This window comes from Stenotrophomonas sp. YJH_SMC_48-3 (assembly GCF_059369375.1).
On record NZ_JCAFSQ010000003.1, the window covers coordinates 231,815 to 245,216 of the forward strand.

At 65.8% G+C, this 13,402-nt stretch carries 11 protein-coding genes and 1 pseudogene; 8 read left to right on the forward strand and 4 right to left on the reverse strand.

The window, feature by feature from the left end:
• Positions 1–97: 97 nt before the first annotated feature.
• Positions 98–871 carry a C40 family peptidase gene (locus AC5P65_RS06125; RefSeq protein WP_005414115.1) on the reverse strand — a complete coding sequence of 258 codons (774 nt, stop codon included), beginning with the start codon at positions 869–871 and terminating at the stop codon, positions 98–100.
• Positions 872–1,002: 131 nt separating this feature from the next.
• Complete coding sequence (locus AC5P65_RS06130; RefSeq protein WP_031270212.1) at positions 1,003–1,542, reverse strand: C40 family peptidase; 540 nt, start codon at positions 1,540–1,542, stop codon at positions 1,003–1,005.
• 111 nt (positions 1,543–1,653) lie between these two features.
• Here AC5P65_RS06130 and AC5P65_RS06135 point away from each other — a divergent pair, with 111 nt between their 5' ends.
• From AC5P65_RS06135 to AC5P65_RS06165, 7 genes and pseudogenes are all read left to right on the forward strand, one after another.
• Positions 1,654–2,136, forward strand: a complete 483-nt coding sequence (locus AC5P65_RS06135; protein WP_111098588.1) for an FKBP-type peptidyl-prolyl cis-trans isomerase — start codon at positions 1,654–1,656, stop codon at positions 2,134–2,136.
• A 99-nt stretch (positions 2,137–2,235) separates the two neighbouring features.
• Positions 2,236–3,480, forward strand: coding sequence for a DUF418 domain-containing protein (locus AC5P65_RS06140; protein WP_111098589.1), 1,245 nt, complete (start codon positions 2,236–2,238; stop codon positions 3,478–3,480).
• Positions 3,481–3,495: 15 nt separating this feature from the next.
• A pseudogene (locus tag AC5P65_RS06145) lies at positions 3,496–3,639 on the forward strand (amino acid dehydrogenase); the annotation flags it as partial.
• A complete protein-coding gene (gene gorA / locus AC5P65_RS06150) occupies positions 3,636–4,994 on the forward strand; it encodes a glutathione-disulfide reductase (protein ID WP_495215523.1) in 1,359 nt (452 codons plus the stop codon). The pseudogene AC5P65_RS06145 and the gene gorA, both read left to right, overlap by 4 nt.
• A 159-nt stretch (positions 4,995–5,153) precedes the next feature.
• Entirely contained in the window at positions 5,154–6,074 is a 921-nt protein-coding gene (locus AC5P65_RS06155; RefSeq protein WP_019660628.1) for a DMT family transporter, read from the forward strand.
• Complete coding sequence (locus AC5P65_RS06160; protein ID WP_425605136.1) at positions 5,981–6,409, forward strand: MGMT family protein; 429 nt, start codon at positions 5,981–5,983, stop codon at positions 6,407–6,409. The genes AC5P65_RS06155 and AC5P65_RS06160 overlap by 94 nt, the downstream gene beginning before the upstream one ends.
• A 93-nt stretch (positions 6,410–6,502) precedes the next feature.
• Positions 6,503–7,177, forward strand: coding sequence for a rhomboid family intramembrane serine protease (locus AC5P65_RS06165; protein ID WP_005410509.1), 675 nt, complete (start codon positions 6,503–6,505; stop codon positions 7,175–7,177).
• Positions 7,178–7,281: 104 nt separating this feature from the next.
• Here the strand turns inward: AC5P65_RS06165 and AC5P65_RS06170 are convergent, their stop codons facing one another.
• On the reverse strand, positions 7,282–8,865 hold the full coding sequence (locus AC5P65_RS06170; RefSeq protein WP_111098604.1) for a phytoene desaturase family protein: 1,584 nt from the start codon (positions 8,863–8,865) through the stop codon (positions 7,282–7,284).
• Positions 8,866–8,941: 76 nt separating this feature from the next.
• Positions 8,942–9,436 carry a VOC family protein gene (locus AC5P65_RS06175; protein ID WP_111098590.1) on the reverse strand — a complete coding sequence of 165 codons (495 nt, stop codon included), beginning with the start codon at positions 9,434–9,436 and terminating at the stop codon, positions 8,942–8,944.
• A gap of 842 nt (positions 9,437–10,278) precedes the next feature.
• Here AC5P65_RS06175 and AC5P65_RS06180 point away from each other — a divergent pair.
• Positions 10,279–13,308 (forward strand): TonB-dependent receptor, encoded by a 3,030-nt coding sequence (locus AC5P65_RS06180; RefSeq protein ID WP_111098591.1) that lies wholly within the window; start codon positions 10,279–10,281, stop codon positions 13,306–13,308.
• Positions 13,309–13,402 lie beyond the last annotated feature (94 nt).

Here is a 13,402-nt window from a genome sequence, read left to right on the forward strand (position 1 = left end):
GACCAAGGTCGGCAGCCACCCACCATTACGGGCCCAACAAAAAAGCCGCTGCAGGGCAGCGGCTTCTCGCATCAGGCGGCGCTGTAGCGCCAGCGGGTCAGAGATCCACCCGGCGGGCCTGCATGAACTTGTTGCCCCAGTAGCCACTGAGCAGGGTGTCCACGCGCACATCCTTGCCCGAGCTGGGGGCGTGCAGGAAGCGGCCGTCGCCGACATAGATGCCGACGTGGTCGACGCGGCCCTTGCGGCCGAAGAAGACCAGGTCGCCCGCCGCCAGCGCGGTGCGGTCGTTGATCAGTTCGGCGTTGTCATCGTGCGCCATCTCGCGCGAGACGCGCGGCAACTCGATGCCCAGCGCCGAACGGAACACATAGCCGACCAGGCCGCTGCAGTCGAAACCGCTGTCCGGGTTGCTGCCACCCCAACGGTACGGGGTGCCCAGCAGGGTCATCGCGCGGCGCAGCAGCGACTGCACCTTGCCGTTGTCGGCGGCGGTGCCGACGACGCTGCCATTGGCGGCGCTGCTGGTGTCGTAGTTGGCGAGCAGGCGGCTGAGGTCACCGGCCACCACGGCCGAGCGATCCATCAGCGGAATGGTGTCGTTGGCGGCCAGGTGCGGCAGCAGGGCGGCCAGCGTGGCACTGGCGGCGGCATCGACGCGGCTGCGCTGCGGAGCGGCAGCCTCGGCCTTGGCGGCCGGTCGGGCGGTGCTCTCGGCCACCGGGGCCGGGGTCACATCGGAACGGTTTGGAGCAGTCTGCGACCAGGCCGGAAGGCTGGTCAGGCACAGTGCCAGGCCAAGCAACAGCGGGCGGGCACTACGTGAAGATACGGAAGTCTGGCCTTCGCTTTTCAGGTCGTCAGTCGTCACGCGTCGGTCACAGGAAAAAAACGATGGGGCATCATGCCCTGTAAAAGCGCGGATAAGTTAAAAATTCCGTTATAAAATCGTTATTTATATAGTGACGTATGTCACAGTTTTAGACATATCGCCTGTTCAGCTTAGCGAAGGACACGTTTCGCGCCCGTGTAGTGGTCTTTCCAGTAGGGGCCACTGAGCGAGTCCAGGCGAACCGTACCGCCGGTACTCGGCGCGTGCACAAAACGCCCTTCACCTACATAGATGCCCACGTGGGTGACGCTGCCGCGGCTGCCGAAGAACACCAGGTCGCCGGTGGCCAGGCGTTGCGGATCGATCCTGGGGCCCTGTACCGCCGCCAGGTCGCGCGAGGTGCGCGGCAACCGCAGGTCCAGCATCTCGCGATAGACATAGGCGACCAGCCCGCTGCAGTCGAAGCCCGAGTCCGGGGTGTTGCCGCCATAGCGGTAGGGCGTGCCGACCAGGCTGATGGCCCGCATCAGCACCGAGTTGGCGGCCTCGGGGTTGTCCGGCACGGTCTTGGGCCAGTTCGCCGTCGGCGGGGGCGGCGCCGGGCGGGTGGCCTTGCCGCCGCCACAGGCGGTCATCAACACGGGCAGGGCCAGCAGCAGGGCCGGGGCGAGAAACCGGCGCGGGCCGGACGAAACTGGCGTGATGTGCATGATCTCCGGATAATGCGCCACCTTGGAATGGCCGTCATGATGGCGGCGTCCCCGTCGGGCGACAACCCGCCCCAACCCGCCTGCCTCCGGCAGATCCAGACAGAGTTGCGCATGAAGATCGAAAAAGACCGCGTTGTCCGCTTCCACTACACCGTTTCCGAAGTCGGCCAGGAGCCGATTGAATCGTCCAAGGACCGCGGCGAGCCGCTGGCGATCCTGATCGGCCATGGCAACATCATCCCGGGCCTGGAAAACGCCATGATGGACAAGGAAGCCGGCGCGACCTTCAGCGTCGACGTCAAGGCGGCCGATGCCTACGGCGAGCGCCGCGAGGGCCTGTCCCAGCGCGTGCCGAAGAAGCACTTCGGCAACACCAAGCTGGCCCCGGGCCAGCAGGTGGTGCTGCAGACCAACTTCGGCCCGCGTGCGGTGACCGTGCAGAAGGTCGGCATGAGCGTCGTGGACGTCGACCTGAACCACCCGATGGCCGGCAAGGACCTGCACTTCGACGTGGAAATCGTCGATGTGCGCGAAGCCGGCAAGGAAGAGCTCGACCACGGCCACGTCCACGGCGACGGTGGTCACCAGCACTGATCGCAGCGCGATCGTGATGGATGCGACGGCCCGCTTCGGCGGGCCGTTGCGTTTCTGGAACATGGCGCGGCCATCCATGGCGCGCGGGCCGGCGGCATAATGGCGGACCTGCCTGACGGACGCCCCGTGAACGCTGTCTCTCCTTCCCTGCAGCCGGTGGCTTCCGGCGAACGCATCGCCGTGCTGGACGTGCTGCGTGGTGCCGCGCTGCTGGGCATCCTGCTGATGAACATCGAGGCCTTCAGCGGTCCGCTGGACCTGGCCTTCACCGGCATTGACGTGCACTGGCGGGGCATCGATCACTGGGCCGACGCCTTCGTCTATGTGTTCGTGCAGGGCAAGTTCTTCACCCTGTTCTCGCTGCTGTTCGGTGCCGGCTTTGCGGTGATGGCGCAACGCGCCGAGGTGGCCGGGCGCGACTTCACCCCGTTCTACCTGCGCCGCAGCGCCGGCCTGCTGCTGATCGGCCTGTGCCATGCACTGCTGGTCTGGTCCGGCGACATCCTGGTGATGTATGCACTGGTCTCGTTGCCGTTGCTGGCCTGCCGCGAGGCGCCGCGCAGCTGGCTGCCGTGGATGGGCGTGATCGTCTACCTCGGCGGTGTAGCGATGATGTTGCTGGTGGGTGCGATGGTGTCGATGGCTTCGGCCGAAGACATGCAGAAGATGCTTGCCGAAGCACAGCAGGCCATCGCGCAGCAGCGCCTGGTGTACGGGCACGGCAGCTGGATGCAGGCCACCGCGCAGCGCCTGCACGAGTTCGGATCGTCGATGGGCGCGCTGCTGATTACCGGTCCGGAAGTGCTGGGCATGTTCCTGATCGGCAGCTGGTTCGCCAGCAGCGGTGCACTGGTATCACCCGAGCGCTTCCCACGGCTGTACGTGCTGTTGCGTTGGGTGGCGCTGCCGCTGGGCCTGGCGGTCACGCTGCTCGGCGTTGCCTGGAAGCCGTATCTGGCACCGGGCGCCTACGACCTGCCGGTGACCGCAGCGATGGCACTGGTGACGATCGGCGGGCTGCCGATGTGCCTGGGTTACCTGGCGTGGATCGTGCGTTGGCGCGCGCGGCTGGGATGGCTGGCGCCGGTGGGGCGCATGGCATTGACCCACTACCTGGCCCAGTCGTTGCTGTGTACCTGGCTGTTCTACCACTATGGCCTGGGCGGGTTCGAGCGGATGCCGCGCAGCGTGCAGTTGCTGTTCGCGCTGCTGGTATTCGCAGCGCAGGTGGCTGTTTCGCGCGCGTGGCTGGCGCGCTTCCGCTTTGGTCCGGTGGAATGGCTATGGCGTGCAATGACCTACCGCCAGTGGCCACCGATGCGGCGTGGAGCCGGGCAGGGCTGATCGATGCAGGGCGCGCATCCTCACGTCTGGCTTGCAGCTGGGCATGGCATGCTCGGCATCAGCATGAGCGCCGGCAACGGCCAGCTGATCGCCGATCTCGTCTGCGTCCGTACGCCGGTGATCGACCCTGCCCCCTACCGACCCGAGCGATTCCGATGAGCACTGCACCCTATGACTACGACCTGATCGTCCTCGGCGGCGGCTCCGCCGGCCTGGCCGGTGCGATCCGCGCCGCGCAGCACGGCAAGCGCGTGGCGCTGCTGGAGCCGGGCGAACTGGGTGGGACCTGCGTCAACGTCGGTTGCGTGCCGAAGAAGGCCATGTGGCTGGCAGCTGACCTGCATGAGCGCATCGGCCTGGCCAGTGCGATGGGCTTCGATGTCCAAGCGCGCCCGGCGCTGTCGTGGAAGGAACTGGTGATACATCGCCAGGCCTACATCAGCAATATCCATACCAGCTACCACAAGCGCCTGGACGAAACCGGCGTGGTGCGCATTCCGGCGCGCGGCCATCTGCTCGATGCGCACACCGTGGCCTGCAGCGATGGCGTGAGCTACAGCGCCGAACACATCCTGATCGCCACCGGCGCGCACCCGCTGCGCCCGGACATTCCCGGCGCGGAACTGGGCCTGGTTTCCGATGATTTCTTCGATCTGCGCGCGGCACCGGCCGAGGTGGCGATCATCGGTGGCGGTTACATCGCGGTGGAGCTGGCTGGCCTGCTGCAGGCACTGGGCAGCAGGGTGAGCCTGCTGGTGCGCGGTCAGCGGCTGCTGGATCGCTTCGACTACGAGCTGACCGATCAGCTGGCCGAGAACCTGAAGCAGCAGGGCGTGCGCATCCATTTCGGCTATCGCCTGCGCGAACTGCAGCGCGATGGTGAGCGCGTACGTGCATTCGGCCATGATGGCCCGCTCGACAGCGTGTTCGATGCGGTGTTCTTCGCTGCCGGCCGCCGCGGCAACAGCCGTGGCCTGGGTCTGGAAGCGCTCGGCATCGACATCGGCGAGCACGAGCAGGTGCAGGTGGACGAGTGGCAGACCACCCGTGTGCCGAGCGTGCATGCGGTCGGCGACATCGCCGGCAAGGTCGGCCTGACCCCGGTGGCGGTGGCCGCGTCGCGGCGGCTGATGGACCGGCTGTTCGGGGGCCGCCCGCAGTCGAAGATGGATTACGAGAACGTGGCCAGCGTGGTGTTCTCGCATCCGCCGCTGGGCGCGGTGGGCATGAGCGAGGAGGAAGCGCGCCGGCGTTTCGACCAGGTGAGCGTCTACCACAGCCGCTTTCGCCCGATGCTGCAGGCGCTGGCCAACGGCCCCCAGCGCAGCCTGTTCAAGATGGTCTGTGCCGGCCCGGAAGAACGCGTGGTGGGCATCCACCTGCTGGGCGAAGCGGCCGACGAGATCCTGCAGGGCTTTGCTGTGGCGGTGAAGATGGGCGCGACCAAGGCCCAGTTCGACGACACTGTGGCGATCCACCCGACCTCGGCCGAAGAAGTGGTGCTGATGCGCTGAGCCGGGCCGTTGTGGCGCCGAGCCCTGCTCGGCTGCCTTTCGCCCCGGCCTGGCGAAGCCGAGCGCGGGCTCGGCTCTACAGGGCAGCGGGCGCCCCCATGCGACAATGGGCGTCCCCACGTCTTACCGGGCCGCCCTGCGCGGCCCGCCGTCCTCCTGATGTCCACTCCCGCTTCCCGCATCGCCACTGCTTCCCCGCGCATTGCGCTGGGCGGCATCGGCCTCGCCGCGATCGGCGCCATTGCCGCGTCGGGCAAGGCGATCATCGTCAAGCTCGGCCTGCGCCATGGCGTCGATGCCACCACGCTGCTCGCGTTGCGCATGCTGATGGCGCTGCCGCTGTTCGTACTGATGGCCCTGTGGGCCGCGCGCCGGGCCGAGCCGCTGTCCTGGGCTGATCGCGCCCGCGTGCTGTGGCTGGGCTTCACCGGCTATTACCTGTCCAGCCTGCTCGACTTCCAGGGCCTGCAGTACATCAGTGTGACCCTGGAGCGGCTGATCCTGTACTTGAACCCGACCCTGGTGCTGCTGATCAACGTGCTGCTGGCGCGCCAGCGGCCGGGACGCTGGCAGATCGGCGCGCTGGTGCTGAGTTACCTCGGCGTGCTGCTGGCCTTCGGGCACGACCTGCAGCGCGAGGGCGGCCAGATCATCGTCGGCAGCCTGCTGGTGCTGGGCAGTGCGCTCAGCTACGCGCTGTACCTGTTCGGCAGCGGGCAGGTGGTCGCGCGCATCGGTGCAGTGCGGCTGACCGCCTATGCCAGCTGCGTGGCCAGCGTGCTGGTGCTGCTGCATTTCGCGGTGACCCATCCGCTGCCACTGCTGTGGCAGGCACCGGCGCCGGTACAGTGGCTGTCGCTGGTCAATGCCACTGTCTGTACGGTGCTGCCGGTGCTGGCGATCATGTTGGCGGTGCAGCGCGTGGGTTCGTCGCTTGCCGCGCAGGTCGGTATGCTGGGCCCTGTTTCCACCATCGTGATGAGCCTATGGCTGCTCGACGAACCGATGGGGCCGGCGCAGATCGCCGGCACCGTACTGGTGCTGATCGGCGTTCTGCTGGTGACCCGCCTGCGACGCTGACCCCGGAGCAGGCGCGTGCGCGCATCCTGGCGGTGATCCGCGCGATCCCGGCAGGGCAGGTGATGGGCTACGGCCAGGTGGCGATGCGCGCGGGCCTGCCCGGGCGTGCACGCCTGACCGCGCGCATTCTGGGCCAGAACGACGACCCGGGCCTGCCCTGGCACCGCGTGCTGCGTTCGGATGGCCGCATCGCCATGGCAGAAGGCTCGGCCGGCTGGCGCGAGCAGTCGCAGCGCTTGCGTGCCGAGGGCGTGCAGGTGGAAAACGGCCGGGTGCGGATGCCGGCGGCCGATCCGGCGGCGGCGCTGGATGCTGCTGTGTGGGGGCCCGGCTGAGCATCGCTGGCGACTGAACAGGGCATCCCGGGGGCGCGCCAACATCACACGGTGCTGCGGCTATGATGGAGGCCGTTCCATGCCGGTGCTCCCATGTTCCCGCGACTGCCTACCGTCACCAAGGCCCTGCTGATCGCCAACGCGATCCTGTTCCTGCTGCAGCAGCCGTTCCTGCTCGGCATGCAGACCTTCGAGCCGTTCATGCTGCAACCGCTGCAGCAGGGCTTCGATGCGTTCTCGCCGGGCGGCAACTTCCAGCCGTGGCAGCTGCTGACCTATGGCTTCCTGCATGGCAGCTTCGGCCACCTGTTCTTCAACATGCTGGCGGTCTTCATGTTCGGCGCACCACTGGAGCAGACCTGGGGCGAGAAGCGATTCCTGCTGTACTACCTGGTCTGCGTGGCCGGTGCCGGTGTCTGCCAGCTGCTGGTGGGAACGCTGCTGGAGAATCCGGCCACGGTGCTGGGCGCCTCCGGCGGCGTGTTCGGCCTGCTGCTGGCCTACGGCATGCTGTTCCCGAACCAGCGGGTGATGCTGCTGTTCCCGCCGATCCCGATGAAGGCACGCACCTTCGTGATCCTGTTCGGTGTGGGCGAACTGGTGCTGGGCATGACCGGCTGGCAGCCAGGCGTGGCCCACTTCGCGCACCTGGGCGGCATGCTGTTCGGGTGGTTGCTGATCCGCTACTGGCGCGGGCAGCCGCCGTTCAACAAGCGTCGCCCGCCCGGCCCGCCGAAGCGCCCGAACCATCTGCGCAGCGTGAAGTGAGGCGCGATGCGCCTCGCTTCACGCGGGTAGGTGCCAACCTCGGTTGGCACACCTTGGCCAGGATCATCTGACGCGGTAGGTGCCGACCGTTGGTCGGCACGCCTCTAGAGATCCTGCAGCACTACCTGTGCCGCGTTGTGCCCCGGCGCACCGGTGACGCCACCGCCGGGGTGTGTGCCCGAACCGCACAGGTACAGCCCGGGCAGGGCGCCGCGATAGCCGGCCTGGCCGACCATCGGCCGTGCCGAGAACAGCTGGTTGGCGCTCAGTGCGCCGTGGAAGATGTCACCGCCGACCAGGCCAAAGGTGCGTTCCAGGTCCAGCGGTGACAGCACCTGTCGGCCAAGCACGCTGTCGGCGAAGCCCGGTGCATACCGGTCGACGGTCGCGATCATCAGATCGGCCACCGTGTCACGGTGATCATCCCAGTGACGTCCATCGGACAGCACCGGTGCCACGTGCTGGCAGAACAGACTGGCCACATGCCGGCCGGGCGGCGCCAGCGAAGCGTCCAGCGTGCTGGGAATCAGCATCTCCACAATCGGTTCGCGCGACCAGCCGTCGCGTCGCGCATCCAGCCAGGCGCGGTCCATGTACTCCAGGCTGGGCGCCATGATGATGCCGGCGCTGAGGTGATCGCCGGGCCCGGGCAGGGCGCGGAAGTCCGGCAGCCGCGACAGCGCCACGTTCATCCGGAACGTGCCGGAACCGCAGCGCCAGTTCGCCATGCGTTCGCGGGTCGCGTCTGGTACCTGTGCCGGGGCCAGCATCTGCTCGTACAACAGCTTCGGGTTGACGTTGGCGATCACCGCGCGTGCACGCAGGATTTCACCGTTGGCCAGTTCCACTCCCACGGCACTGCCGTGTTCAACCAGTACGCGTCGCACGCCGGCGTCCACGTGCAGTTCCGCGCCAGCCGCGCGTGCAGCGGCGGCGATGGCCTGGCTGATTGCGCCCATCCCGCCGATCGCATGGCCCCACGCACCTTTCACGCCATTGCACTGGCCGAACACATGGTGCAGCAGTACGTAGGCGCTGCCCGGTGTATACGGGCTTGCATAGTTGCCGACAATGCCATCAAAGCCGAACAGGGCCTTGATCGGCTCGCTCTCGAACCAGCGGTCCAGGTACTCGGCCGCCGACAGCGTGAACAGGTCCAGCAGTTCCTGGCGTAGCGAAGCATCCAGCGTTGCCAGTTCGCGGCCGAGGCGGCCCATCTGCCAGAGCGCGGGCAGCGCACGCCAACCGCCTGCTACACCCAGGTCCGGCGGCGCGCGCAGGGCCCATGCGCGCAGTACGTCGGCGAAGATCCCCAGGCGTGCTTCATACGCTGGCAGCGCCTGCGCATCGCGTTCGGAGAATTTCGCGACTTCGGCCTGGGCGCGGCCAGGTGCCGACAACAGGTAGCGGTCGTCGGGCAATGGCAGGAAGTTGTTGACCGGGCGCGCGACAATGCGCAGCCCATGCGCATGCAGTTGCAGGTCGTCGATCACCTTCGGTTGCAACAGCGATACCGTGTACGACGCCACAGAGTTGCGGAAGCCGGGATGGAACTCCTCGGTGACCGCAGCGCCGCCGAGCACACCGCGCCGTTCAAGGACCAGCACTTTCTTCCCGGTCTTCGCCAGATAGGCCGCGCAGACCAGGCCGTTGTGGCCACCACCGATGATGATCGCATCCCAGGACATCAGCACCTCGGGAAAAGGGGACGGAGGGAATTAAGTCGCAATTCGCATTGGGTCACAGACAATGGGGAATAACGACTTAATCCCCTCCGTCCCCTTTTTTGATTGCCGCTTCGATGGTGGCGATGTCGATCTTCTTCATCGGCATCATCGCGTTGAAGGCGCGCTTGGCCAGTGCCTTGTCCTGGCTGGTCACCGCTTCGATCAGCATGCGTGGGCTGATCTGCCAGGAAACGCCCCATCGGTCCTTGCACCAACCGCACTGGCTCTCCTGTCCACCGTTGCCGACGATCGCGTTCCACAGGCGGTCGGTCTCGGCTTGGTCCTCGGTCTGGATCTGGAAAGAAAATGCTTCGCTGTGCTTGAACGCGGTGCCGCCGTTGAGGCCGACGCAGGGAATACCGCAGACCGTGAATTCAACGGTCAGTATGTTGCCCTCCTTGCCGTCCGGGTAGTCGCCCGGGGCGTGGTGGACAGCGGTCACCGCGCTGTCGGGAAAGGTGTTGGCATAGAAGGTGGCGGCCTCGAGCGCGCCGTTGTCGTACCAGATACAGATCGTGTTCTTGTGTGCCATGGTCGGGCTCCGCAGCGGACGAAGGCGCAGCGATAGCACGCCTGGTGTTAATGCGGCATCGTGCTGCAGCGCAGGGGAAAGCAGTTCCCGTCAACGGCAGCACGAAGGACGAAGCGTGCAGCCCCTGATCCTGGATGGATTGGGGTGCTTGGTGGGCGGCTGATCCACCTGCTGACGGACCTGCCGGAGCTGGAGCTGTTGGTGGCCTGGCGTACTCTGGCGCCGGCGCTGCAGGCCGAGCGGCCCGACCCTGCAGACCAAGGGCCGTGGTCGTGGTGACGCGCCGCTGGTCGAGCGTTTCGGCGCGGTCTCGGTCGGCCTTGCGCTGGTGGCGGGTGGGGGCGCCTGCAGTTGATGCCACGATGCTGGCCGCTGCTGGGCATCGCGCTGCCACGCGCACTGCTGCCTGGCGACATCAGCTTCGAGTACGACGTGGACGGGCAGTTCGTGTTCGATGTAGAAAATCGGCGCGCCGCTGGTCAGGTGCATCGTGCCTTACCGGGGCACGCTGCAGCCTGCGTGACGGGTGACGCAGGCGAGCATGTCTGCAGTGGGTGTGTCGGAATCGGAACGACATGCTGTCGCTTTGGACGCTGCATGTTGTGCGTCAGCACTCTGGCGTGACGTATGTTGTCTGTCGTGGCGTGCGTCGTGCATCCGTACCTGTCGTTGCTTGGTCCACTGAATATCCAGGCTTTTCAAGTGCATGGATTGAACCATGGGCCGCGTCGAGGCTTGCATCGTGGCGTATTCCACCCGATTCATCGCCGGTTGCAGCACTGCCTTGCGCGGCAGACCCGTGCCTATAACTCCCCGGTAGTTCCATCAACGGAGAGGAATTCATGGCAGTTGCATCCATACATCGCGTGCTAAAGCGCAGCGCACTTTCGGCAATATTGTTTTCCATCGTTGGCAGCGTTGCCGCGCAGAGCACGACCGGCACGCTGTACGGCAATGCTAGCGGCTCCGAAGGCGCGACCGTCGTTGCGCAGAGCGACAGTGGCCTCAAGCGCAGGGCAGTTATCGACGCCCAGGGGCGCTACAGCTTCGGTGCGTTGCCGGTGGGGCGCTACAGCATCAGCCTGCAGCGCGACGGGCGCATCATCGAACAGCGCGATGATGTGCAGCTGCGCGTGGGCAGCGGTACCGAAGTGAGCTTCGCCGCACAAGGCCCGGCGACCACGCTTGATGCGGTCAATGTCACGGTCGCCCACATGCCGAAGATCGATGTGACCCACACCGTCTCTAAGTCGGTCATCACCTCCGAGCAGCTGGATGTGTTGCCGCTGGGGCGAAGCGCTGAATCCATCGCGCTGCTGGCGCCGGGCGTGGTCGCTGGTAGTGGCTCCTTCAGCAATGGCTCGCGCTCGGTGCTGTCGTTTGGCGGCGCCAGCGTCACCGAGAATGCGTACTACCTCAACGGCTTCAACGTCACCAACCCGCTCAACTATCTGGGCGGCATCAGCCTGCCGTACGGCTCCATCGACCAGCAGGAAACTTTCACCGGCGGCTACGGCGCGGCGTATGGCCGTTCCACCGGTGGTGTCATCAATCAGGTAGGCAAGCGTGGCACCAACGCGTGGCGGTTCGGTGCGCAGGTCACCTGGTCGCCGGCCGGGCTGGCCGAGTCTCCGGCATCGGTGAACTACCCGGACATGACCCTTCCTGAAGGATATGCCTTCGAGAATCCGTCCAAGCCGGGCACGTTGTACCGCTACCGGCGCGGTGACAAGGCAACCACGACGACCTACAGCGGCTATGCCAGTGGCCCGTTGATCGAAGACAGGCTGTTCATCCACCTTGCTGCCGAATCGAACCGTCGCGAAGGCGTTGCAACCGCCAACGAAGCCGCCGCGCAGCAGGTGCGCAACCACTACCGCGTTGACACGCCGAAGTTCTACGGCAAGATCGATTGGAACATCAACGACGGCAATACGCTGGAGTACACCCGCTTCCAGGACACAGATCGTACCGCTGGCTACTACCGGGAGTTCGACTACAAGACACTGTCCGAGGGGGATCGCACCGGTACGTTCCCCAACCTGGTCAAGTCCAGTACCGACGTCGATATCTTCAAGTACACCGGTTACCTCAACGATGCATTGACTTTCAGTGCCGTGTGGGGGCGCGCGCGTACCAGCAACCTTGAATTCAATCCGCTGGACTCGGGCAACCCCTATATCAGTGGTGCCGGCAACCAGGATCCCTCGTTGAACGGTGGCACGCCGATCCGCAACGATCAGCCCGATCTCTACAGCAAGGCACCTGATGCGGGCAGCACGACCCACGGGCTGCGCATGGACCTGCAATACCGCATCGGCAACCACGAGTTGACTGCCGGCGTCGACAACATGACCTACCGGGCCAACAACGAAGGGCAGTCCATGACAGGCCCCGGTCATGCCTGGATCTATTCGCGTGGCAATCCGGGCGCATCGCCCAGCCCGGGCTTCGGCATCGCCCCGCCGGGGGGCGAGGGCTATTTCGTGCAGAAGTACATTTTCTCCACTACCACCAGCATGTCGGTGAAGCAGCGGGCCTACTACCTGGAAGACCGCTGGCAGCTGACACCCGATTGGCTGCTGACGCTTGGCCTTCGCAACGACCGCTTCACCAACTTCAACAGCGACGGCCGCGCCTACGTGGAGAGCGGCGACCAGTGGGCGCCACGCCTGGGCGCCAGCTGGGATGTATTCGGCGATGCTTCGTTGAAGCTGTTTGCCAACCTGGGCCGCTACTACCTGGCGCTGCCCAACAGCGTGGCTATCCGCGGCGCCTCCGCATCGACCTACACGCGCGAATACTTCGCCTATACCGGCATCGACGCCAACGGCAACCCGACCGGCCTCACACCACTGGGGCCGGGTCCGGTGTCGGCCAACGGCGAGTACGGGCAGGCGCCCGATCCGCTGGCCGTCGCGCCGACCGACCTGAAGTCGCAGTACCAGGACGAGCTGATCCTGGGCTTCGAGAAAACCCTGGGCAGCCGTTGGAACAGCGGTGCCAAGGTCACCTACCGCAAGCTGCAGTCGGCCATTGACGATACCTGCGATTCAGACCGCTTCGTCGACAGACTTGCAGGCATGGGTCTGGATGCCGACACTTTCGATCTGCCCGGTTGCGTGATCTTCAATCCGGGTGCCACCAACACTTTCCAGCTACGGCACCGTGATGGCTCCGGCTACACGCCGGTCAGCATGAGTTCGACAGACTGGGGCTACGACGGCAAGAAGGCGAAGCGCCAGTACGTGGCACTGGATCTGTTCATCGAACGTCCGATGTCCGACGGCTGGTCCGGCCGCCTGGACTACACCTGGTCGCGTAGCTTCGGCAACACCGAAGGGCAGGTGAGATCGGATATCGGCCAGAGCGATGTGTCCAAGACCCAAGACTGGGATGCGGCGGCGTTGATGGAGTACGCCGGCGGCTACCTCGCCAATGATCGCCGGCACCAGTTCAAGGCGTTCGGTGCCTACCAGATCGATGACGAATGGACAGCCTCTGCCACGGTTCGGGTGATGTCGGGCATGCCGAAAAGCTGTCTGGGCTACTACGGCAGTGATCAGACCGATCCACTCAATGGCTACGGCTCGGCCTACCACTACTGCAATGGCAAGCCTTCGCGTCCCGGCGACGCGGGCCGGCAGCCGTGGACGGCGCAGCTGGACATGGGCGTGATGTATCGCCCCGGGTTTGCTGACAACCGGCTTGGCCTGGGACTGAACATCTTCAACGTGCTCAACCAGCGGCGCCAGCTGCAGTCCACTGCCAAGTACCAGACCGGACCCGACACGGTCTCCAACATCTACGGTATGGGCAGCTACTTCACACCACCGCGGACAGTGCGCCTGAGCGCCTCATACGACTTCTGACCTGCGCGAACAGCGGTTCTCTCTCGCCGCAAGGGTTGGTTTGGCCCTGATCCGTCAGGGCCTTTTTCCCTCCGTTTCCGCAAAAGAAAGGGCG

Bases quoted from the DNA above. Each gene is read 5' to 3' on its own strand.
- gorA (WP_495215523.1), top strand. From the start codon at position 3,636: ATGAGCACTGCACCCTATGACTACGACCTGATCGTCCTCGGCGGCGGC.
- AC5P65_RS06180 (WP_111098591.1), top strand. From the start codon at position 10,279: ATGGCAGTTGCATCCATACATCGCGTGCTAAAGCGCAGCGCACTTTCG.
- AC5P65_RS06135 (WP_111098588.1), top strand. From the start codon at position 1,654: ATGAAGATCGAAAAAGACCGCGTTGTCCGCTTCCACTACACCGTTTCC.
- AC5P65_RS06165 (WP_005410509.1), top strand. From the start codon at position 6,503: ATGTTCCCGCGACTGCCTACCGTCACCAAGGCCCTGCTGATCGCCAAC.
- AC5P65_RS06140 (WP_111098589.1), top strand. From the start codon at position 2,236: ATGGCGGACCTGCCTGACGGACGCCCCGTGAACGCTGTCTCTCCTTCC.
- AC5P65_RS06175 (WP_111098590.1), bottom strand. From the start codon at position 9,436: ATGGCACACAAGAACACGATCTGTATCTGGTACGACAACGGCGCGCTC.
- AC5P65_RS06155 (WP_019660628.1), top strand. From the start codon at position 5,154: ATGTCCACTCCCGCTTCCCGCATCGCCACTGCTTCCCCGCGCATTGCG.
- AC5P65_RS06130 (WP_031270212.1), bottom strand. From the start codon at position 1,542: ATGCACATCACGCCAGTTTCGTCCGGCCCGCGCCGGTTTCTCGCCCCG.
- AC5P65_RS06170 (WP_111098604.1), bottom strand. From the start codon at position 8,865: ATGTCCTGGGATGCGATCATCATCGGTGGTGGCCACAACGGCCTGGTC.
- AC5P65_RS06160 (WP_425605136.1), top strand. From the start codon at position 5,981: ATGGCTGCTCGACGAACCGATGGGGCCGGCGCAGATCGCCGGCACCGT.